This window comes from Allomuricauda sp. CP2A (assembly GCF_001683915.1).
GTDB lineage: Bacteria > Bacteroidota > Bacteroidia > Flavobacteriales > Flavobacteriaceae > Flagellimonas.
The window spans coordinates 17,703-40,671 of sequence record NZ_LXTT01000023.1 but is presented as its reverse complement, the minus strand read 5'-3'; the positions used below and the strand labels follow the sequence as shown (position 1 = coordinate 40,671).

The window sequence follows — 22,969 nt, the reverse complement described above, 5'->3', positions numbered from 1 at the left end:
ATTTTGTCTTCCGGTGTTTTTGGTTTATTCAGACAGGAGAAAAGAGAGGAGAGATAAGAATTAAGAGTTATGAGTTATGAGTTATGAGTTATGAGTTATGAACAAACAAGCCTTCGTGAAAATTCCTGCCTAAAGGCGGCAGGCAGGCGAGTTCAAGGTGAAGGAAAAACAAAAAAATCGTCAAGGAGTGGTTTTTTGGTGGTTGAGCGTTGATCCCTGAACATTCTAAGGGCACGGTGGTCATGCCTTCGGCAGATAAATGTGAGGGGTGCACTCCGTCATTTAATGGCGGGGCCATCCATTCGATTAGGCAACGTTTTTATTTTCGTAATGCTTGATTTCATTCAGTTCCGATTCTTTGGTTTCCTTTTCCTCTTCGATGTCAAAATCATCTTGAAGTCCAAGCCAAAATTTAGCTGAATTTCCAAAATACTTACTTAATCTCAAAGCTGTGTCCGCCGTAATTCTACGTCGTCCTTTTATAATTTCAGAAATTCTTGTTTGTGGTATTTTCAAATCTTTTGAAAGTCTGTAAGCTGTGATTTTCAAAGGCTCAAGGAATTCAAAGTTTAAAACTTCTCCAGGATGTACATTTGCTAACTTTTCCATAATTTTCTTTTTTAGTGATAATCAACTATTTCAACTTCACTTGCGTTTCCATTTTTCCATTGAAATATAATTCTCCATTGTTTATTAATTCGGATGCTGTAAAATTCGTTCAGTTTTCCAGTCAGTTTTTCAAGTCGATTAGAAGGTGGAATTCTCAAATCCATTATATCTTGTGAATTATTCAGCATTCTTAATTTCCGACGTCCGACATTTTGAATTTCAATCGGCATTTTTTTGACTCGGATACCGTTCCAAATCATTTCGGTTTCTTTCGAGCCAAACGAAATTATCATAATTCCATTTTACGTTACTAACGCCAAATGTAAGTAATGTTTTTGGTTTTTCCAAATGTTGCCTACGGCAGGCTTTCTCCAGTATGCAATGGGCAGTGGGCAATGGGCAATGGTTCAGTACGCAGTTTGCAGTAAATCAAGAGATAAGAGACAAGACAAAACCAAGAGCAAGTTCCTGCCTACGGCAGGCGGGCAAGCTCAAAACCAAAAACAGGAATTACTGCTGACTGTGCACTGCATACTGACTTCCGACTTCTGACTTCCGACTCCCGACTTCCGACTTCCCCGCCTGCGGCGGGCAGGCAATAACTCAGTAACTCAACAACAAAATAACTGAATAACCCCCTCTATTAATTGCTCCGAGTGTAAAGCAAGTGGTCCATTGGGGTAAAGCTAACACTTAGGTCGTCCTTCAATTCATACTGTACCAATAATTCGCCCCAATATTTTCCGTCCGAAAAATCAGCTATGATCCATTTATGGTTCAGCACCTTAATCTTATTGATCTTAAAATCGCTTTCCATTCCTTCGTAGGGAATCAACGGATTATCCCCGGATTGTTCATTGGTTTCCAAGAGCTTGTCCTCAATGTACCGTGTGGGGCTTTCAAGATTGAGATGGTCGTAATAGACCAGGGCATCATCATTGTTTTCAAGTGAAAAATACTGCATATCCAACAGTCTCAGCTGCGTGCGTTGCACAGAATCTTGCAGTTCCTGCACCTCGGTTTGCAATCGTTCCACATCGGAGGTCATGGCTTTTTGCATATTGCTGGTACTCACAAATTGGTACAGCACCACCAAAGCGGCAAATACAAACAGATAGAGAAAAATTTTGTTTTTCATGGTCTTTAAATCTTCAATTGTAGGTTATCGTAGGCCAAATGTATGTTTTTGGGCAGTGTTTTTTCCACTTCTTCGTGAAAACCCATAATATGGCTGATGTGCGTAAAATAGGTTTTTTCTGCTCCCACCCGTTTGGCGAAAGCAATGGCCTCTTCCAAATTAAAATGGGAATGGTGGGGCTCTTGGCGAAGGGCATTGACCACCAGCACTTTTGCTCCTTTTATCTTTTTGATTTGATCCTCTTCCACCCGCTTCACATCGGTGAGGTACACGAATTCCCCAAACCGATAGCCAAAAACCTGCAAGCGGTTGTGATAGGCTTCAATGGGAATGACCTCTAAATCTCCCAAATCAATGGAAACATCCTTTTTAACTTGGACCACTTGGACCGCCGGGGCTCCGGGATACCGGTTTTCACCAGCAAAAATATAGTCAAATCGTCTTTTTAGGGAGGTGATCACGCGCTCATGGGCATAAATGGGGATATCGCCCTGACGAAAGAAAAATGGTCTAATGTCATCAATGCCCGCGGTATGATCGGCATGCTCGTGGGTAAACAAAATTCCATCCAGTTTGTCGATTGGATTCGTCAACATCTGCTGCCTAAAATCAGGGCCGCAATCAATCACATAATTAAAATCCTTCCACGAAACCAAAACGGAGACCCGCAATCTTTTATCCTTGGGGTCCTTGCTCAGACAAACTGGATGATCACTTCCGATAACAGGTATTCCCTGGGAGGTTCCCGTGCCCAAAAAGGTAATGGTCATTTTATCATCCATTAAAATCAAAATTATAACTTATTTATTTAATAGATTGGATGAAGAGTGTAACTTTGTTCCTCACAAATATATCGGATATGCCTACCGTACCAAGCAAAGAGAATGCTTTTGAAAACATCCCTTCCATAAAGGCAAAGACCCTTAGAATAAATTTGAATCCGAATATTTACGGAACATTTGCAGAAATTGGCGCCGGACAGGAAACGGCCAGACATTTTTTTAGGGCCGGTGGCGCTTCGGGCACCATTGCAAAGGCGATGAGCGCTTATGATAAATCCTTCAGTGATGCCATTTATGGTATTGAGGAAGATGGACGGTACGTGACCCAGTCGCGCTTGAAGAAAATGCTGGACCACGAAATGAAGTTGGTGGAGGAACGGATCAGCCGCGAGAGCAATCCCGATTATTTGTTCTTTACCTATGCCAACACCGTTGCAACCATAGATTTTTCCAAGCGATACAAGGGTCATGGATGGGTTGGAATCCGATTTCAATTGGATCCTGACCAAAAGGAATACGATGAAATTGTCCTGCATATCCGTTTTAAGCAAAATGAGGCCCGGTTGCAACAGGAAACATTGGGCATTTTGGGCGTTAATCTTATGTATGGGGCATTTTTTAAGTTCCACAAGCCCAAAAAACTACTGAAGTATTTATATGACCATATTGATAAGGACACCTTGGAAATTGATATGGTCAATTTTATCGGTCCCAACTTTAAGGAGGTGGACAACAGACTGATGAGCTTACAGTTGATCAAGAACGACATGACCGATGCGGTGATGTTCGGACCTGATGGGAACAACCTCTTACCGGCTGCGGTGCTGTACAAGAAAAACATTTTGGCGCTCAGGGGAAGTTTTAGGCCCGTGACCAAGGTGAACATGGATATGTTCAAGAAATCGTATGATATTTTTGTACGGGAACAGACCGTGGAATATGAAAATACGATTGTGGTCTTTGAGATAACCCTTTCCAACCTAAAGGCTTCCGGGGAAATTGATGAACAGGATTTTATGGACCGTGCGGAGTTGTTATGTTCGCTGGGACACACCGTGTTGATATCCAAGTTCCAGGAATATTACAAGCTGGTGGAATATTTCAACAACTACACCAAATCCAAAATTGGACTTACCATGGGCGTGAACAACCTCGTTGATATTTTTGATGAGAAATATTACCGTCATTTAAGTGGTGGTATCCTTGAGGCTTTTGGAAAATTGTTCTTTAAAGACCTAAAAGTGTACCTCTACCCCATGAAGGACCCAGAAACTGGTCAAATTATGACCAGCAACAATATTAAGGTGCACCCCAGGATGAAAGAGTTGTACAAGTTCTTTAAATACAATGGGAAAGTGATGGACATTATTGATTATGATCCTGACATCATGCACATTTTCTCTAGGGATGTATTGAAAAAAATCATCAATGGTGAGGACGGATGGGAAGAAGAACTACCGGAAGGTATTGCTGATATAATCAAGGAAAAGCACCTCTTTACCCGAAAAGTGCTTGAGGAAAGGGAGTGAAATAGTTATTGCCCTTCAGTACGGTGAGTTAGGAGTTTCGAGTTAAGGGTTATGAGTTTTGGAGCCTCATTTCTCTCTCTCTCTCTCTCTTCCATTGTCTCACGTTCCTTTTGACACGCCCGCCTGGGCTCGGAAAGGGATTGTACCGATCTTCACGAATACAAAACCTAGTGATCGATACAGAAGGGTTCGTTCTTGATACTTTTTCCTTTGGAAAAAACTCGAACTGACATCTCAATTTAGCTTGTAACCCAATCCGAAATTCCAATGTCCCAAACAGTTTGCAGTGTACAATAACTCAATAACCAAAGTCTATTTTCCATGGTCTATTGTCCATCCTCTCTTTTGACACGAATCACTTCTAACCTTTCACATCTACCCACAATAACTTAATAACACAGTACCCCAATTACCCAACATCAAGAATCTGGGCAGCGTGGTCTTTGGTCTTTACTTTTTCTATGACCTCATCCACAACGCCATCACCATTGATTACAAAAGTGGTGCGGTGGATTCCATCAAACTCCCTGCCCATAAACTTTTTTGGTCCCCAAACCCCAAAAATCCCAAGGACGGTATGGTCTTCATCGGCCAACAATGGAAATGGAAAATTGTATTTTTTCTTAAAGTTGGCCTGTTTCTTTTGGGAATCGGCACTTACGCCCAATAGCTCATAACCAGCCTCTTGTAGCGCTTCGTAATTATCCCTAAGGTTACAGGCTTCCAGGGTACAGCCTGGGGTATTGGCCCTTGGATAGAAAAAGACAACAAGTTTCTTTCCTTTGAAATCACTGAGATTAATTGTGTTTCCATCTTGGTCTTTTGCAGAAAATTCAGGTACTTTATCCCCTACTTTTAACATATTCATATGCGTATGGTCTCTATTTTGTTGTTTAATTATTTTTATTCAAAATTAAACAAAAATGACTAAACAGGAAAAGGTTGACTTTGTTATTAAAACTTTGGATGAAATTTACCCGTCCATTCCCATACCCTTAGACCATAAAGACCCCTATACCCTACTGATTGCAGTCTTGTTATCTGCCCAAAGCACGGATGTGCGGGTAAATCAAATCACCCCTATTCTTTTTGCCAAAGCTGACAATCCGTATGATATGGTAAAACTTTCGGTGGAGGAGATACGGGAAATCATAAAGCCTGTGGGGCTTTCCCCAATGAAATCAAAAGGAATTCATGGGCTTTCCCAAATCCTGATTGAAAAATACAAGGGTGAGGTTCCAAAAGATATGGAACTTCTTGAAGAATTGCCCGGTGTTGGTCACAAGACCGCGAGCGTAGTGGTCTCGCAGGCTTTTGGCATTCCTGCTTTTCCTGTGGATACCCATATTCATAGACTCATGTACCGATGGGGGTTCAGCAATGGAAAAAATGTGGTTCAGACCGAAAAGGATGCGAAACGCTTGTTTCCCAAAGAAATCTGGAACCGACTTCATTTGCAGATCATCTGGTACGGAAGGGAATATTGCCCGGCACGGGGCTGGAACTTGGAAAAAGATGTGATCACCAAGACCATTGGGCGAAAATCGGTCATCAACGAACATCTTAAAAACAAAAAGAGCCGCTAATTGCGGCTCTTTTTGCATCTGATTTTCAGGAACTTAATTCAAAGTTACTTCAAATGGATGCTTTTTGTAGTTGACTACATGAATCGATTTTGAATAGCTAAGCAAGAAATCAATAGTTTTCTGACTTGCTTTTACCGCTTTTACGGCTTTTTGTTCTTCAGAGTAAATGTTTTCCATATTCTAGCATTAATGTTTCAAATAGATAACGCCGCTAAAATGGAAATATTGCAGGGTTCGACGAAACGCCGATTAATTCGTTAAAACGATGTTCTTGCGATCAACGATTTTTCTGAGGTTAATCAGTGCATAACGCATTCTTCCCAAGGCTGTATTGATGCTTACTCCAGTATTTTCGGATATTTCCTTGAAACTCATATCCTTGTAGATTCGCATGATCAAGACTTCTCTCTGATCTTCGGGCAATTCGTCTATCAACATGGTAAGATCACTGTCAATTTGATCTTTGATGATCTGTTTTTCGGCATTCAGCTTATCGTCCTTGATCACGGAGAAGATGTTGAAGTCATCGCTGCCTTCAAACTTGGGCATCCTCTTGTTTTTCCGAAAGTGGTCAATGATAAGGTTATGGGCAATACGCATCACCCAAGGCAAAAATTTACCTTCCTCGCTGTACGAGCCCTTTTTCAAGGTCTTGATAACCTTGATAAAAGTGTCTTGGAAGATGTCCTCTGCCACATCCCTATCCAAAACTTTGGAATAAATAAAACTGGAAATTCGTTGGTTGTGCCTGTTGATGAGTGCCTCAAGGGCTTTTTCATCACCAGCAATGTAGTTTTTAACTAGAATCGAGTCATTAATCTGTAGTTCCATACAAATTACTTTTTTTTGGTTAATATCACGGTCTTTCCTTTCCAAGAAAGACTTTAGGTATTTAGTTGAAATTTTAAAAAAGTAATTATTTCTGTATAGGCCTATCAGTATTTTAATTACAACTCAAATATAGAAAATTAGGTAGGCGACCTAAAAACTATGTTGTGATTTGCTGTTTTTTATATGTTAACTGGTGCAATATACGTATTAAGTGTCCTGTATCGTATCTTTGAGGCCCTAATTTTAACAAATGGCAGCGATTACCAACGTAGATCCCAAGCAGAACATCATCATAAAAGGTGCCAAGCTCCACAACCTTAAAAATATAGATGTTGTCATTCCCCGTAACAAGCTGGTGGTGATTACCGGATTATCGGGTTCCGGGAAGTCCAGTTTGGCTTTTGATACGCTTTATGCCGAGGGGCAACGTCGCTATGTGGAAAGTCTTTCCTCCTATGCGCGTCAGTTTTTGGGGAAATTGGACAAGCCCAAAGTGGATTATATAAAAGGTATAGCCCCGGCCATTGCCATTGAGCAAAAAGTGAATTCCACCAACCCTAGATCAACTGTGGGAACCACCACCGAAATCTACGACTATCTTAAACTATTGTATGCCCGCGTTGGAAAGACCATCTCCCCTGTTTCTGGGAAGGAAGTAAAAAAGCATACCGTTTCCGATGTCATTACTTATATAAAACCACTTTCTGAAGGCACCAAGTTGTTATTGCTGGCTCCTATTATAATTAAGGAAGAGCGCGACCCCTTAAAATCGTTGCAGCTATTTTCCAAACAGGGGTACGCTCGAATAAAATATAAAGGAGAAGTCCTTCGTATTGATCAAGCTCCTGAAGATGTTGGACGGGAATTTGATCTGGTCGTGGACAGGGTCATTGTAAAGGACGATGAGGATTTCTACAACCGATTGGCCAATGCGGTGGACAATGCCTTTTTTGAAGGAAAGGGTCAATGTGCCATTGAAAATCTGGAAGATGGTAAAACCAGAGTCTTTAGCAATCAGTTTGAATTGGATGGCATGAAGTTCTTGGAGCCCAATGTACACCTTTTCAGTTTCAACAATCCCTACGGTGCCTGTCCCAAATGTGAAGGCTATGGCGATGTCATCGGCATTGATGAAGATCTCGTAATACCCAACACGGCACTTTCCGTTTATGAAAATGCGGTTTTCCCCTGGCGAGGTGAAAGCATGGGCTGGTATCGGGACCAATTGGTGAACTCGGCCTACAAATTTGATTTTCCCATCCACAAACCTTGGTTTGAATTGTCCGATGAGCAAAAACAATTGGTCTGGGACGGGAATGAACACTTTATGGGTATCCACAAGTTTTTTGAACAGCTCGAAGAAAAAAGCTATAAAATCCAGAATAGGGTAATGCTCTCCCGTTATCGGGGCAAGACCAGATGCTCCGTTTGTAAAGGAAAACGGCTTCGGAAAGAGGCCAATTATGTGAAAGTAGATGGAAAATCCATTTCAGATTTGATAGAACTCCCCATAAAACGTTTGATTCCTTTCTTTGATGCACTTCAACTTTCGAAACATGATACCACCATCGCCAAACGATTGATAAAGGAGATAACCACCCGGTTGGACTTTTTGGATAAAGTGGGGTTGAGTTATCTCACTCTAAACCGAAAATCGAACAGCCTCTCTGGTGGGGAAAGCCAACGTATCAACTTGGCCACGTCACTGGGCAGCAGTTTGGTGGGTTCCATGTATATTTTGGATGAACCCAGCATTGGCCTTCACCCTAAGGACACGGAAAATTTAATTGAAGTTCTAAAATCTCTTCGGGATTTGGGCAATACCGTTATTGTGGTGGAACACGATGAAGACATCATGAAAGCTGCTGATGAGGTCATAGACATTGGCCCTGAAGCAGGAACCCTTGGCGGTGAAGTGGTGGCCACGGGAAGTTTAAGTGCTATTTTACAAGCCAATTCCCTCACCGCGGATTATCTAACGGGTAGAAAGGAAATCCAAGTTCCTGCAGAACGGAGGAATTCCAAACATTACATCCAAATCAAAGGCGCTCGGGAAAACAACCTAAAAAATATTGATGTCACCTTTCCCTTAAATATGTTGACGGTGGTCACCGGGGTTTCCGGGAGCGGAAAAAGCACCTTGGTAAGGAAGATCCTGTATCCTACCATATTAAAGGAAGTGGGCGGTTACGGAGAAAAGGCAGGGCAGTTCAGTGCTATGGAAGGCAAATATTCGCACATAAAACATGTGGAATTTGTGGACCAGAACCCCATTGGTCGGTCTTCCCGTTCCAATCCTGTTACCTATATCAAGGCTTATGACGACATCCGCAGTTTGTTCGCTTCCCAAAAATTGAGCAAATTACGCGGGTACCAGGCCAAACACTTTTCTTTTAATGTAGATGGAGGTCGTTGTGAAAAATGTAAAGGTGAAGGTGAAATTACTGTAGAAATGCAGTTTATGGCCGATGTGCATTTGGAGTGTGATGTTTGTGATGGCAAACGCTTCAAAAAAGAAATTTTGGAGGTGCAGTTTGAGGGAAAAAACATTGACAACATCCTCAATATGACCATTGATGATGCTATTGCACACTTCAAAACACACAAACAAGAGAAGATTGTAAACAAATTACAGCCCTTGCAGGATGTAGGCTTGGGCTATGTGACTTTGGGACAGTCCTCCTCTACCCTTTCCGGTGGTGAGGCCCAACGGATAAAGCTCGCCTCCTTTTTGGTAAAGGGAAATACCAAGGAGAAAGCCCTGTTCATCTTTGATGAACCCACTACGGGACTCCATTTTCATGACATCAAAAAATTGCTGCAATCCTTTGATGAATTGATTGCCAAGGGCCATTCCGTTATTGTCATCGAACACAATATTGAACTTATTAAATGTGCAGATTATATCATTGACCTAGGCCCAGAAGGTGGTGAAAATGGAGGGCATTTGGTCGTGGAGGGCACTCCAGAGGAAGTTGCTCAAAACCAGAAATCCCATACCGCTAAATATCTGAAAGAGAAGATTTAATCAGCATCAAATATCCATAATAAGGCTTTCAACGGTTGTTAAATGGATTCTTCCAAACCGTTGGATGGATACATTGCTGTTTCTGATTTATTTACCATTCGCTAAAAAATGCGTCAATTCAAATGGCATTTTTATCAAGCCTACCCCCCTTTACACAAATTGACCTCTCTGTAAAACAAAATATGGTCATAACATCGCAGTGCTAATCATTTGTCTATTTGGGTTCCTGACCTATTCATGTAGTCGCCCTATATGAAAGAATTTGGGAAATCTATGTAAAAAACAAATGATAACAACCAATACTTAAATTATGTTTCTCTCCATTTCCAAATCAAAATGGCAGAAAGGGTTTCGTTTGGGACTTTGCTTTGCTCTATTCCATGTTGTCTTGAGTAATTTGGATGACATTTCCTTACCAAATTTCAAAAAAAGTCCTGAGACGACCCAGCCCGAACTTTCATACTTAAACGCCTTTGAAAACAAAGACATGGTTTCCAGTGCCTATGCTCCGGCTATCGCCATAATCAAAACAGGAGTCCCAGACCTTTTGGCGCCATGTAGACAAATAAACTATACCTATACGGTCACAAACGAGAGCACCAACGGGGAAATCTTGGATAATGTGGAGGTTATTGACCCCCTTTTCGGTATGAACCCTTTACCTGGTCCACCTTCCGGTGATATAGGAAATGATGGTTTATTGGGTCAGAATGAAATATGGGAATATAATCTCTCCTATTCCATTACTAATCAGGATAAGATCAATGGACAGGTTGGGGGCAATGCCACTGTCACGGCAGTTGTGCAAGGGCAAGGTATTTCCGTGAACGACCAATCTGATGACGACAGCGTTCTGGGAAATGACCCTACCATTATAGATATAAGTAATTGTCGAATCGCCATTGCATTGGTCAAAACAAGCATGCTAAACGCCTGCGATAATATTCGTTATCGGTTTGATGTCACCAACGTTAGCCTGGATGGAGATAATTTGGAAAATATTCAAATAGAAGATCCACTCTTAGGGCCAAATCCAATAATGTATGGCCCTCCACCAAGTGACAATGGAGATGGATTTTTGAATCCTAATGAAACTTGGACGTATTTCGAATCCTACATTGTTCTTCAATCTGACAAAAACAATGGGGAGGTGGTAAATCAAGCAGAAGTAACTGCCAATGTGGTTGGATCCCCAAATGACTTTGTAACCGATCTTTCTGATGACAACAGCGTATTGGAAAATGACTCCACTGTCACTGATCTATCCGCCTGCCAACCAAGAGTGGCTATGGTAAAGACGGGTACCATAATTAACAATTGTTCCCAAATAGAATATGAATTTTATGTTTCCAATACAGGTGCCCAGGTTTTAACGAATGTTGAGATAATAGACCCACTATTCGGAAATCTTCCATTGCCCGGTCCTGATCCCCTTACCGATTTAAACAGTGATGGAAACTTAGATCTAAATGAAGTATGGGAGTATAGCATAACATACGATATTGACCAGGCCGATCTAAACGCGGCCCAAGTTGTAAACCAAGCAACCGTAACGGCCGAAATTCTAGTTGCACCCAATAATTTTGTAAATGACCTCTCCGATGACAACATAATTTTTGAGGATCATCCTACAGTGACAGACCTCACGCCCTGCATCAATCCAGAAATAGCCGTCATAAAACAAGGACAAGTATTTGATATGGATGCCGATGGCTGTGATGACCATATCCTGTACGAGTTTACCGTGGCCAACTTGGGAGATGTGGATTTGGCTGCTGTTACGCTTGATGATGTGTTCTTGGGCGGAGTCATTCCCGGCCCTATTTCTGGAGATGTCGGAAACGATAACATTTTGGGTATTAGCGAAGAATGGATCTATAATTTCATTTATGACATTACCCAAGCTGATATTGACCAAGGCAACGTTGAAAACCAAGCCGAAGTAAAAGCAAATTTGAGCAACAACGTCAATATCCAAGTTGCTGATTTTTCAGATAATGATAGTTACAACGAAGATGACATCACACAAACAGATGTTGTAGGTGCCTGCGATGAACACGGTGGTCCTTTGGGCCTAATCAAAACAGGAAGCTCTATTGATAGTAATGGCGATGGCTGCGCAGATCAGATTCAATATGCATTCAGTGTAACAAATCAGAGTCCGTTGGACCTGAACCAAGTGACCCTTGAGGACAATGGTCTAGTATTGGGTGTCATTGCCGGGCCAGACTCCGGAGATACTGGCAATGACGGCATCATGGGGCCAAATGAAGTGTGGAACTATTCAGCAACATACACAATTACCCAAGCTGATATTGATGCCACTCAGGTGGTGAATCAAGCTGAAGCAAGGGCAAATTTGATACTGAGCAACAATCCGTATTCCGATTTTTCCGATGATGACAGTTATGCGGAAAATGACCCTACCATAACTTCAGTTATTGGAGCTTGTATTCCCAGCCCCGACATTGGACTTATCAAACAAGGTGAATTGGTTGATAGTAACGACAATGGTTGTAAGGAATCCATCATATATACGTTCACGGTTGCCAATTTGGGCAATGTAAACCTCGAATCTGTCACCCTACAAGACAATATATTGGGGATAACCTTGTCCGAGCCAAATTCCGGGGATACTGGAAATGATGGAATCCTAGGCCCAGATGAAGAATGGACATATACATTGGTCCATGGACTTACCGAAGCGGACATTGATGCCACCCAAGTCCAAAATCAAGCCGAGGTGACCGCTGTTCATGTTGGTACGCAAAATGTTATTTCAGATTACTCGGATGACAGCAGCTATTCCGAAGATGGATTTACGGTTATATCGGTAGTTGGGGCCTGTGTTGGCTCTGGCAATCCAAATTTTGAGATATTCAATGGCATCACGCCAAATGGGGATGGACTCAATGATCATTTCCACATTGAGGGTATCGATAACTATCCTGTCAACACCCTGAAAATATTCAACAGATGGGGTGTATTGGTCTATGAAATCAGTGAATATGGCCAAGCCAACAATCTGTTCAGGGGTGTCTCAGAAGGAAGGGCAAACATTGCAACGGACAGGGAACTGCCCAGTGGCACTTATTTCTACATATTGACCTTCTCTGCCGAAAATCCAGGCCAAAAAAGTTACTCAGGATACTTATACATAAATAGAGATTGATTGCAATCAGCATTGATACAAATTGAAAACAAAATCCAAAATGAAGCCAAATAAAAAAAGAATTCCATGGTTTATGGTGTTCCTGCTGTTCGCAACGGTCCATAATACTTTTGCCCAGCAAGATCCACAGTATACCCAGTACATGTACAACACCCAAATTGTGAACCCTGCTTACGCCGGCTCCCGGGAAGCTTTGAGCTTTGGCGTGTTGGGTCGTACCCAATGGGTAAACCTGGATGGTTCTCCCGCCACGGGCACCTTTACGGTAAATTCACCCATAGGGCTATACGATAATATGGGATTGGGACTGTCCATTGTGCACGACCAAATAGGCCCGGCAGTAGAATCAAACATTGTGGTGGATTTTTCGTATTCCCTGCTGCTAAAATCCCTGAACAAACTTTCCTTTGGATTAAAAGCTGGAATTGATGTATTGGACGTAGATTATGCCAAGTTGAAGATTTTTGATTTTGGTGATCCGTTTTTCCAAAACAATATTGACAATCAGCTCCAACCCCAGGTCGGTGCCGGAATCTATTACAACACCGATAAATTCTACGCAGGTTTTTCGGTTCCCAATTTTTTGAACACCAAACATTTTGATGAAAGCTCGTTGGCCAACACAGACCCCGGAAGTATTGCCATAGAAAGATTGCATTACTTTCTTATTGCGGGATATGTTTTTGATGTAAATGACAATCTGAAATTTAAACCGGCCTCACTCGTGAAAATGGTGAGTGGTTCCCCCCTTCAATGGGACATATCGGCCAATTTTTTGATCAATGAAAAATTCACCTTGGGTGCCTCGTATAGATGGAGCGCTTCCCTGAGTGCTTTGGCTGGATTCCAAATTTCTAGATCCATTTTTGCCGGAATGGCCTATGATTATCAATCCACAGCAATAGAAAATTACAGTAACGGATCATATGAGGTCTTTTTACGATTCGACATATTCAACGGTCCGGACAGAATGATGACCCCAAGATTTTTTTAAAACCATACTCATGAAATCAAGAACTCTCATAAAAGTGGTGCTGGCTTTTTCAATTGTGGTTGGAATGCAGGGCCAAGAAATCAAAATAAAAAAGGCAAACGATGAGTTTGACAATTTCTCCTATATCGATGCCAGGAAAATTTATCTGGATGTGGTGGAAGAAGGATATGAGTCTGCCCAGATATTCCAAAAACTCGGAGATACCTATTATTTCAACAGCGAGTATGCCGAAGCCTCCAAATGGTACAAAAGGCTGATGGATCAGTATCCGGAACAAGTTGAACCGGAGTATTATTATCGTGCCTCTCAAGTTTTGAAAAGTACAGGTGAGTATGAAGAGGCCGAACGAATGATGGAAAAATTCATGGCGTCATCCAATAATTCCAATCTTGTGGAAAACTATATCCCTGTGGAAAATCTCATGGATTTTGAAAATAAGAAGTATGGTGTTACGAACGTCACTGATGGCCTTTCAAGCTCCGATTTTGGCCCTTCGTTCCATGGGAAAAAAGTTGTTTTTGCTTCCTCTTCAAGTGATCCAAAGGGAGGCAAAGTGCATGACTGGAACGGGCTTCCTTATTTAGATCTATACGAGGCCAATATTGGGGAAGATGGCAGATTGCTGGACCCCACTCCGCTAAAAGGAGACATTAATTCTCCCTATCATGAGTCTTCTGCTGTATTTTCCAAGGATGGACAGACGGTTTACTTTACGCGCAACAACTACATCGACGGAAAGAAAAAAAGAGGGAAGGACAGACTTGTGAGCCTAAAAATTTACAAAGCCCTTAAAAATGAAAATGGATCGTGGGGCAACGTGGAAGAACTGCCTTTTAACAGCGATTCGTATTCCACGGCCCATCCAGCGCTGACTCCCGATGAAAAACGTCTCTATTTTTCTTCTGACATGGAAGGTACATTGGGAAGATCGGATATATGGTATGTTGACATTTTACCAGATGGAACGTATAGCGATCCGGTAAACTTTGGGGCTAAGATAAATACGCAAGAGCGAGAGTCTTTTCCCTATATAAGCGATAAAAACAACCTTTATTTTTCAAGTGATGGACATACCGGTCTGGGCGGATTGGATGTTTTTGTCATTTCTCTGGATGCCAATGGACAATATCAAAAAGTGACCAATTTAAAAGGTCCCATAAACACCAATCAGGATGATTTTGGGTTCATTATAAATGAAGAAAAGCAAATTGCTTACGTATCATCAAATCGTGAAGGAATAGAGGGCAGTATATCTGATGACATTTACTTGATACGTGAAAATTGCAACATTATGATCAAAGGTATTGTTTCCGATGCAAAGACAGAAGACCCGCTATCCGGGGCCCAGGTCTATTTGTTGGATGACAACAATGTCGTGGTTTCCCAAACAGTGGCGGCAGTTGACGGCTCTTATATTTTTGATGGAATGGCTGATTGCGGAGCACATTATGCCGTTAGGGCCACCAATGATGAAAAAGAGTATGAGCCTTCAGAAGAAATTGTAATGACACCTGTGGGCTCACGAACAGTTGATGTAAATCTAAAATTGATGCCGCCCGATTGCCCAGTGGACGATTTAGGATGCCGACTTGCTTTGCAACCTATCTATTTTGATTTCGACAAACACCACATCAGGCCAGATGCAGAAGTGGAATTGGCCAAAATTCTGCAGGCCATGAAAGAATATCCCCAATTAACCATCCATATTGAGTCCCATACAGATTCCAGAGGAAATGACAACTACAACAGCATGCTTTCTGAAAGGCGGGCCCAATCCACCATGCAATGGTTGATACGCAAGGGAATTGACTCCGATAGACTTTCCGCAAAAGGATATGGGGAATCCCAACTTATCAATAGGTGCGCCAACGGCATTGATTGCTCCAAGGAAGAACATCAACTCAACAGAAGATCTGTGTTTATTATTAAAAATTAATACTGTTCCCTTTGTTGAAGTTCCCTAGATTGATAAAGGCAAAAAAACCGGATTTATGGGGTGAACCGCAAAATTTAATCAATCTAAATGGCTTTTCCGTCAAATCATACCCCCCATTTGTAAAGTTGTAGGTCTCAAATACCCATAAAAAATACATATTTAGAGATTGAACAGCTTACACTATTGCCCCTTTTCTGGGCAAGAGGCACTGTTTTAAAAAAGCATAAAATCAAAATGGTTCAGCATCAATTCAAAAAATTGCAGTCACCCCCAATTAATGCAACTAACTATGCTCTTTGACTCAATTAACAAAAAAAAATGGAAAACCGGGTGGGCGACCATCCTTTCCGTATTAGCGCTATGTCTATTGATTTCAACTCGTTTTGACAGCGAATCCAATCTAAACCTAAGTCACTTTGCCAACAACAATGATGGGATCAGTGCCGCCAACTCCCAAGCTGACATGGAAGCCAATTTCAATATGTATGTTCCTGGAATTTCCATTGTCAAGTCAGCCCCAGTGTTCAATGGCGGGGATTGTGCCGCAATTCCGTTTACATACACTGTTACCAACCAAGGTGATGAAGAACTTCAAAGGGTAGTAATTACAGATTTGGATTTTGGTGGCATTATAGCTGGACCGGATCCTAAAGAATTCCTTGGCGATAATGGTAATGATATCTTGGACCCTTTAGAAACATGGACATTCGAGGCTAACTACGCTATTACACAAACAGACCTAGACAATGGTCAATTTACCGGACAAATAGCAAACGTCAACGCAGAATTGGTCTCCAGTCCAAGTATCGAAGTAGGTGATATGTCACATCCTTCAGACCCTTTTGATGATGGCCCCACAATTGTAGATATTACCGCTTGCCAAAATCCTGGGATAGGACTCATCAAAGATTGGTCGTATATTGATCTGGACGGGGATAATCCACCTTGCGCAGAAAACTTTTTATATAAATTTACCGTAAGGAACACTGGCAATATTAGCCTACAGAACATTCTTTTGGAGGATAATCTGTTAGGAGGTACTGTCCCGGGGCCGGACCCGGGTTTCGATAATGGAAATGACAACATTCTGAGCCCTGGGGAAGAATGGGAATACCAAGCATTGTACTCCGCAGATCTTCAACAATCTGGAACTATAATAAACCAAGCTACCGTAACTGCTGAAACCTTGATACAGGGGGTTCAAATTTCTGATCTATCAGATGATGACAGTTTTGCACAAGACGACCCCACACCAGCCCCTTATGACGAAGTTTGCACAGGGGCTTTTGCACGTATAGGGCTTGTAATGGAGGCCAGCCCATTGGATTTGGACAGTGACGGATGCAATGATGCCATCCAATATACCTTTACCGTACAGAATGTTGCCGATACCCCCCTTGAAAATATTGTGCTGAACGATGACTTTCTGGGCGATGAAAAAGCTGACCTTACTGATAATGGCAATGGAGATGCGATTCTTGATGTTGGGGAAGCATGGGTCTATCAAGGGCAATATGACGTCACCCAAGATGATGTTGTCAACGGCTTCGTGGCCAATCAAGCTCTTGTGACTGCCAGAATATCAGGTTTTGCCATAACTTTGTTCGATTATTCCGACAACAACAGTTTTGACGAAAATGACGAAACTATTGTACAAATGGAAGGCTACTGTGGTCCGCCGGGCATAGGGCTTATAAAAAGAGCAGGGTCGGGTGATTTCTTGGTCGACACGGATGGTGACGGTTGCGCTGAAAGCATTCATTACGAATTTATAGTGGCCAATACCGGAGGTGTGGATTTGGAAGGAGTGGTCCTTACCGATGACTTGTTGGATGGAGAGGTCAATGGGCCAATTCAGGGCAGTGACATAAATAATGACGGAGTACTTTCAGTTCAAGAATCATGGACGTATGAAGCATACTATCCGCTCACCCAAAACGATATTGATGCTGGTTCGGTAACCAATCAGGCACAAGTCTACGCTTTCGATGTAAACAACAACATTCAAGTCTTTGACGACTCCGATGACGATAGTTTTACAGAAGATCAGGCAACGGTTGCATCAACACTTGGTGGGGGTATATGTGTGGCAGAATCCGCTATTGAACTCACTAAAATAGGATCACTTGTCGATGTGGATGTGGATGGCTGTTTTGAAAGCATCCGGTATGATTTCCTCATTACCAATACCGGTAGCATTACGCTTGACCAAGTAGTACTGAACGACATACTGTTCAATAATGAGATAACCGGTCCGCAACCCAATAGTGATGACAACAACGATGGGCTGTTATCCCCTCAGGAAGCGTGGTCCTACATAGCCATATATCCAATAGATCAAGATGACATCGACTCTGGTTCAGTCGCCAATCAAGCCCAAGTCACAGCTCATGAACAGATTACCAACAACCAAGTTTCGGACACGGATGAAATTACCACCGCTTTGGGCAACAATGTTTGTGTTACGGGTCCTAGAATTGAAATAACCAAGAATGTGGGCCAATCGGGCCTTCTTGATATCAATACCGATGGTTGCAACGAGACCTTGCTATACACGTTTATCGTGGGCAACACAGGTACGGCCCCGCTTGAAAATGTAGTTCTAAACGATGACAATTTAGGAGGAGTCGTAAATGTTCAGATACAGGGTGACACCAACAATGATCAAATTCTTTCCGTTGGAGAACAATGGAGCTACCAAGCTACTTATTCCCTTTCCCAAACCGATATTGATACAGGGTCGGTCACCAATCAAGCCCAAGTCACGGCTTTTGAAGAAGGAACTGCCAACCAAGTCTCGGACCAAGATGAAATAACTACGCCACTTGGAGTTGGTTTCTGTGCATCAGAGGCTGGAATTGAACTCACCAAGTTTGTTGGAAGTTCAGATTTCCTTGACCTGAACGGCGACAATTGTGTGGAAACCATCCGATACAACTTTACCATATCAAACACAGGAACTATTGACCTAGAGCAAATATCCATTCTTGATGATAAAATCAGTGGGGTATTTATGGGGCCGCAGAATGACACCGACACCGATGGCATTCTTTCCGTTGGTGAACAATGGAGCTACCAAGCTACTTATCCCCTTACCCAAACCGATATTGATACAGGGTCGGTCACCAATCAAGCCCAAGTCACGGCTTTTGAACAAGGCACGACCAACCAAGTAACCGATGTAGATGGAATTACCACGCCATTGGGCGCAAATGTTTGCATTGCACAGGCGAGCATTGGACTTATTAAAACAGCCGGTAATGACTTGGTGGATGTGGACAATGACGGTTGTCCAGAAAATATCCAATACACCTTTACCGTAAAAAACAACGGAACCATAAACTTGGAACAGATCGTACTCAGTGATATTCTGCTGGGGGGCACTCCCATTGAAGGGCCACTCCCCGGCAATGACATCAATAGTGATGAAATCCTTTCCCCCGATGAAACTTGGAGCTACCAAGCACTGTATCCCATTACGGAACAGGATAGCATAGCCGGAGTGGTCAGAAATCAAGCGCAGGTAAGTGCTGTTGAGCTAAATACCGCCAATAGCATAACAGACGATTCTGATAATAACAGTTTTGATGAAAATGATGAGACCATTACCTCAATTGCTGGCGCCTGTGTGGCACGTGCGGGCATTGAACTGATAAAAACGGGCGTTCTCGCAGATCAAGATGGAGATAATTGTGAAGAATCCATTCAGTATACCTTCACTGTCGAGAACACCGGGGCCATCAACTTGTATCAAATACTATTGGAAGATGATCTTTTGGAGGAAACCAATATTCAGGGTCCCTTGGCGGGTAGCGATATCAATACTGACGGAGTACTTTCCATAGATGAAACCTGGACATTTGAGGCATTTTATTCCATTACCCAACAAGACATTGATGAAGGGAAGGTAACCAATCAGGCAATGGTATCTGCTTTGGAACTCATCTCAAACAATCCCATTACAGATGAATCAGATGAAATTGAGACCTTGACCATAGAAGCCATTTGTGTTTATTCGGGTGATTCAGGTTTTAAAATCTATAACGGTATCTCCCCCAATGGTGATGGTGTAAACGATTACTTCGAAATAGAGGGTATAGAGAATTATCCAGACAATACTTTAAAAGTATTCAACAGATGGGGTGTGTTGGTTTTTGAGATGGATGGTTATGGCTTGGGAAATAAACTTTTCAATGGCCATTCCGATAGCAAGGTCACCATTGAAAAAAATAGAAGACTTCCAAGCGGCACCTATTTTTATACGCTCACTTTTCATGGAAATAATCCAGGAAAAGAAAGTTACTCTGGATACCTCTATATAAATCAGGATTGACCTTAAACAACTTCAAATTCAACCTATAGATTGGGAAAATGATATTTAACATTCAAAAAGCAAAATGGGCATACCTAATTCTTCTGACCATCATAATTCATACAGGATCGGCCCAACAAGACCCGCAGTATACCCAATATATGTACAATACCCAAATTGTAAACCCCGCCTATGCCGGATCTAGGGAAGTGCTCAGTTTTGGTGTTTTGGGCCGTACACAATGGGTAGGGCTGGACGGTTCTCCCCAAACGGGAACCTTCACCGTAAATTTCCCAACTGGACTCTACAAGAACATGGGGTTGGGCATGTCCATTGTCCATGACCAAATTGGGCCGGCAATCGAATCCAACGCCGTGGTGGACTATTCCTATTCCATTAATTTGGCACCTTATACCATAAGCAAGTTATCATTTGGGCTAAAAGCCGGAGTGGATATGCTGGATGTGGATTACAGCAGACTGGAACTTTCAAATCCCAATGACTTTTCTTTCCAAAACAACGTGGACCAAAAACTTTATCTACAAGTGGGCGCTGGGATCTATTATCGTACAGAAAAGTTCTATTTCGGAGTATCTGTTCCCAATTTTTTGAATTCCAAACACTTTGATGAGAGTTCATTACAAGATGAGAGTGTAAACAATATAGCCGTGGAACGTTTACACTATTTCTCCATTATGGGCTACGTTTTTGATCTTAGCCCAAACCTAAAATTTAAGCCTGCCACGCTAGTCAAGTTTGTAAGCGGGTCACCATTGCAATGGGATATGTCCGCCAACTTTCTAATTCACGAAAAATTTGCGCTTGGAGCTTCATACCGTTGGAACGCCTCCGTAAGTGCCCTGGCCGGCTTCCAAATTTCAAAATCCATTTTTGCAGGGGTGGCCTATGATTATCAATCCACAACTATTGAAGATTACAGCAATGGTTCATATGAGGTCTTTCTCCGGTTTGATGTCTTCAATAGACTGGACAGGGTACTGACCCCAAGATTCTTTTAAAAAACTGATGATGATGTCAACAAAATTTTCAATAGTATTCTTATGTCTAGGCTTGTTTGTCCTTTCGGTACGTGGACAAAAAAGCAACATAAAAAAGGGGGATGAAGTATTTGAGGCCTATGCTTACATAAATGCAAGGGAAATTTATTTGAAAGTAGTGGAAAAGGGATACGAATCCGCCCAGATATACAAGAAACTGGGAGATACCTATTATTTTAACAGTGAGTATGTTGATGCCGCCAAATGGTACAAAAAGCTGCTGGATAAGTATGCAAACCAATTGGAACCCGAATATTATTATAGAGCGGCGCAAACGTTTAAAAGTATTGGGGAATATTATTTGTCCAAAAAAATGATGGGTGAATTTGCATCTCGATCATCCACCACCAATCTGGCACAAAATTTTATGGACAACTATCCTGCCTTGGACAGTTTGGTGGACAATGAATCCAACGAGATTGATTTGGTGAATGTAACCGATGGGATGCCGAGTTCAGATTTTGGACCTACGTTCTATGGAAACAAATTGGTGTATGCGTCCTCATCCAAAAACACAGAGGGGCGCAAAATCCATACCTGGAACGGGTTAAAATATCTGGATCTTTTTGAGGCTGAATTGGATGAGAACGGAGGTTTGATCAATCCTGTTCCACTCAAAGGGGATATAAATTCTCCTTACCACGAATCCACGGCTGCATTTACAAAGGATGGAAATACCGTTTATTTTACAAGAAACAACTATCTGGACGGCAAAAAAAGGAAAAATAAAAACCGGGAAATCACCCTTAAAATATATAAGGCAACCAAGAACAATGAGGGTTCTTGGGAAAATATCAAAGAACTGCCTTTTAACAATGATGCTCATTCGGTGGCCCATCCGGCATTGAGCCCAGATGAAAAGCGATTATATTTTTCCTCCAACATGAAGGGCACCTATGGTGAATCCGATCTTTGGTATGTGGATATTGGCCCCAATGGTTCATACGGCAAGCCCGTAAACCTAGGCCCCGAAATTAATACGGAAGCCAGGGAAACTTTCCCCTACATCAGTAAAAAAAACAACCTATACTTTGCCAGCGATGGCCATTTGGGCTTGGGTGGCTTGGACATATTTGCAATATCATTGGAGGATAATGGGGATTACAAAAAAATCACCAATTTAAAAAAGCCCATTAACTCCAGTAAGGATGATTTTGGTTTTATCATAGATGAAGATAAACAGACAGGGTATCTTTCGTCCAATCGAAATGGTGATGCCGGCAGTGCCTCCGATGATATCTACAGATTCAAAAAATCATGTGGAGTGCAAACTCTGGAAGGCGTAGTCACAGATGCCAAAACCAATCTGCCCCTTCAAGGAGCACAAGTTATTTTGTTGGATGAAAACAACAACATAATTGCCCAGACTACATCAGATGCCCTAGGATCATACAAATTTGAGCATGTTTTGGACTGTAATAAACGATATGGAATCCGTGGGGAGCATACAGATTTGGAGTACGATCCAAACGAAAAAACCATCCTTGCTTCCGGTGATGGCCCAATAATGGAAGTAAACATTACCCTTACCCCTCCAGATTGCGCCGTAAATGATTTGGGATGTAGGCTCAATTTACAACCCATCTATTTTGATTATGGTAAATATGACATCAGGAGGGATGCTGAGGTGGAACTGGCCAAAATTTTGGAGGCATTGAAGAAATACCCAGAACTGAGCATTCATATCGAATCACATACCGATTCAAGGTCGAACAGCACATTCAATCTTAGACTCTCCGAAAGACGTGCACAAGCCACGCTAAATTGGTTTGTTAAAAACGGGATTGACCGAAAAAGACTATCGGCCAAAGGCTATGGAGAAACCAGATTATTGAACCATTGTTCCAACGGAATTGATTGTTCTGAAGAAGAACATCAACGTAATCGAAGGTCCATGTTCATTATTGTAGAGCCTTAAAAATAATTTTATTTAACTGTATTTCAAATACTTACGAATAATTTTAATTTTTGGCACGCTGCTTGCAACTATTTAG

15 protein-coding genes are annotated in these 22,969 nt (G+C 42.0%); 9 read left to right on the top strand and 6 right to left on the bottom strand.

Annotated features, from left to right (window positions below; translation table 11 throughout):
- Positions 1 to 306 precede the first annotated feature (306 nt).
- The 4 genes from A7D14_RS02575 to A7D14_RS02555 all read right to left on the bottom strand — a co-directional run bounded on the left by A7D14_RS02575 (position 307) and on the right by A7D14_RS02555 (position 2,529).
- Positions 307 to 609 (bottom strand): HigA family addiction module antitoxin, encoded by a 303-nt coding sequence (locus tag A7D14_RS02575; protein ID WP_067029623.1) that lies wholly within the window; start codon positions 607 to 609, stop codon positions 307 to 309.
- 11 nt (positions 610 to 620) lie between these two features.
- Positions 621 to 902 carry a type II toxin-antitoxin system RelE/ParE family toxin gene (locus A7D14_RS02570; protein WP_067029621.1) on the bottom strand — a complete coding sequence of 94 codons (282 nt, stop codon included), beginning with the start codon at positions 900 to 902 and terminating at the stop codon, positions 621 to 623.
- A gap of 350 nt (positions 903 to 1,252) precedes the next feature.
- The gene (locus tag A7D14_RS02560; protein ID WP_067029617.1) at positions 1,253 to 1,747 is read right to left on the bottom strand and encodes a hydrolase; all 495 of its coding nucleotides are present in this window, start codon (positions 1,745 to 1,747) and stop codon (positions 1,253 to 1,255) included.
- A gap of 5 nt (positions 1,748 to 1,752) precedes the next feature.
- The gene (locus A7D14_RS02555) at positions 1,753 to 2,529 is read right to left on the bottom strand and encodes an MBL fold metallo-hydrolase (protein ID WP_255307367.1); all 777 of its coding nucleotides are present in this window, start codon (positions 2,527 to 2,529) and stop codon (positions 1,753 to 1,755) included.
- Between the two features lie 77 nt (positions 2,530 to 2,606).
- Here A7D14_RS02555 and A7D14_RS02550 point away from each other — a divergent pair, with 77 nt between their 5' ends.
- Positions 2,607 to 4,058, top strand: coding sequence for a nicotinate-nucleotide adenylyltransferase (locus A7D14_RS02550; RefSeq protein WP_067029615.1), 1,452 nt, complete (start codon positions 2,607 to 2,609; stop codon positions 4,056 to 4,058).
- Between the two features lie 409 nt (positions 4,059 to 4,467).
- Here the strand turns inward: A7D14_RS02550 and bcp are convergent, their stop codons facing one another.
- The gene (gene bcp, locus A7D14_RS02545; protein ID WP_067029613.1) at positions 4,468 to 4,926 is read right to left on the bottom strand and encodes a thioredoxin-dependent thiol peroxidase; all 459 of its coding nucleotides are present in this window, start codon (positions 4,924 to 4,926) and stop codon (positions 4,468 to 4,470) included.
- Between the two features lie 55 nt (positions 4,927 to 4,981).
- On the opposite strand from bcp, the gene nth reads away from it, so the two are divergent.
- Positions 4,982 to 5,644: an endonuclease III gene (gene nth, locus A7D14_RS02540; protein ID WP_067029611.1), complete on the top strand. Its 663-nt coding sequence runs from the start codon at positions 4,982 to 4,984 to the stop codon at positions 5,642 to 5,644.
- 249 nt (positions 5,645 to 5,893) lie between these two features.
- Here nth and A7D14_RS02535 read toward each other — a convergent pair whose 3' ends face one another.
- Entirely contained in the window at positions 5,894 to 6,475 is a 582-nt protein-coding gene (locus A7D14_RS02535; RefSeq protein WP_067029648.1) for an RNA polymerase sigma factor, read from the bottom strand.
- A gap of 250 nt (positions 6,476 to 6,725) precedes the next feature.
- On the opposite strand from A7D14_RS02535, the gene uvrA reads away from it, so the two are divergent.
- From uvrA to A7D14_RS02500, 7 genes are all read left to right on the top strand, one after another.
- Positions 6,726 to 9,503, top strand: a complete 2,778-nt coding sequence (uvrA, locus tag A7D14_RS02530; RefSeq protein WP_067029608.1) for an excinuclease ABC subunit UvrA — start codon at positions 6,726 to 6,728, stop codon at positions 9,501 to 9,503.
- 310 nt (positions 9,504 to 9,813) lie between these two features.
- Positions 9,814 to 12,675 carry a gliding motility-associated C-terminal domain-containing protein gene (locus A7D14_RS02525; RefSeq protein WP_067029606.1) on the top strand — a complete coding sequence of 954 codons (2,862 nt, stop codon included), beginning with the start codon at positions 9,814 to 9,816 and terminating at the stop codon, positions 12,673 to 12,675.
- Between the two features lie 40 nt (positions 12,676 to 12,715).
- Positions 12,716 to 13,669 carry a type IX secretion system membrane protein PorP/SprF gene (locus A7D14_RS02520; protein WP_067029604.1) on the top strand — a complete coding sequence of 318 codons (954 nt, stop codon included), beginning with the start codon at positions 12,716 to 12,718 and terminating at the stop codon, positions 13,667 to 13,669.
- A gap of 10 nt (positions 13,670 to 13,679) precedes the next feature.
- Complete coding sequence (locus tag A7D14_RS20480) at positions 13,680 to 15,605, top strand: OmpA family protein (protein ID WP_067029602.1); 1,926 nt, start codon at positions 13,680 to 13,682, stop codon at positions 15,603 to 15,605.
- Positions 15,606 to 15,894: 289 nt separating this feature from the next.
- Positions 15,895 to 19,938 carry a gliding motility-associated C-terminal domain-containing protein gene (locus A7D14_RS02510; RefSeq protein ID WP_067029600.1) on the top strand — a complete coding sequence of 1,348 codons (4,044 nt, stop codon included), beginning with the start codon at positions 15,895 to 15,897 and terminating at the stop codon, positions 19,936 to 19,938.
- 38 nt (positions 19,939 to 19,976) lie between these two features.
- A complete protein-coding gene (locus A7D14_RS02505) occupies positions 19,977 to 20,936 on the top strand; it encodes a type IX secretion system membrane protein PorP/SprF (protein ID WP_067029598.1) in 960 nt (319 codons plus the stop codon).
- Positions 20,937 to 20,949: 13 nt separating this feature from the next.
- The gene (locus A7D14_RS02500; protein ID WP_067029592.1) at positions 20,950 to 22,893 is read left to right on the top strand and encodes an OmpA family protein; all 1,944 of its coding nucleotides are present in this window, start codon (positions 20,950 to 20,952) and stop codon (positions 22,891 to 22,893) included.
- Positions 22,894 to 22,969 lie beyond the last annotated feature (76 nt).

Coding starts and splice junctions, on each gene's coding strand:
- A7D14_RS02575 (WP_067029623.1), bottom strand. CDS start 609: ATGGAAAAGTTAGCAAATGTACATCCTGGAGAAGTTTTAAACTTTGAA.
- A7D14_RS02570 (WP_067029621.1), bottom strand. CDS start 902: ATGATAATTTCGTTTGGCTCGAAAGAAACCGAAATGATTTGGAACGGT.
- A7D14_RS02560 (WP_067029617.1), bottom strand. CDS start 1,747: ATGAAAAACAAAATTTTTCTCTATCTGTTTGTATTTGCCGCTTTGGTG.
- A7D14_RS02555 (WP_255307367.1), bottom strand. CDS start 2,529: ATGGATGATAAAATGACCATTACCTTTTTGGGCACGGGAACCTCCCAG.
- A7D14_RS02550 (WP_067029615.1), top strand. CDS start 2,607: ATGCCTACCGTACCAAGCAAAGAGAATGCTTTTGAAAACATCCCTTCC.
- bcp (WP_067029613.1), bottom strand. CDS start 4,926: ATGAATATGTTAAAAGTAGGGGATAAAGTACCTGAATTTTCTGCAAAA.
- nth (WP_067029611.1), top strand. CDS start 4,982: ATGACTAAACAGGAAAAGGTTGACTTTGTTATTAAAACTTTGGATGAA.
- A7D14_RS02535 (WP_067029648.1), bottom strand. CDS start 6,475: ATGGAACTACAGATTAATGACTCGATTCTAGTTAAAAACTACATTGCT.
- uvrA (WP_067029608.1), top strand. CDS start 6,726: ATGGCAGCGATTACCAACGTAGATCCCAAGCAGAACATCATCATAAAA.
- A7D14_RS02525 (WP_067029606.1), top strand. CDS start 9,814: ATGTTTCTCTCCATTTCCAAATCAAAATGGCAGAAAGGGTTTCGTTTG.
- A7D14_RS02520 (WP_067029604.1), top strand. CDS start 12,716: ATGAAGCCAAATAAAAAAAGAATTCCATGGTTTATGGTGTTCCTGCTG.
- A7D14_RS20480 (WP_067029602.1), top strand. CDS start 13,680: ATGAAATCAAGAACTCTCATAAAAGTGGTGCTGGCTTTTTCAATTGTG.
- A7D14_RS02510 (WP_067029600.1), top strand. CDS start 15,895: ATGCTCTTTGACTCAATTAACAAAAAAAAATGGAAAACCGGGTGGGCG.
- A7D14_RS02505 (WP_067029598.1), top strand. CDS start 19,977: ATGATATTTAACATTCAAAAAGCAAAATGGGCATACCTAATTCTTCTG.
- A7D14_RS02500 (WP_067029592.1), top strand. CDS start 20,950: ATGTCAACAAAATTTTCAATAGTATTCTTATGTCTAGGCTTGTTTGTC.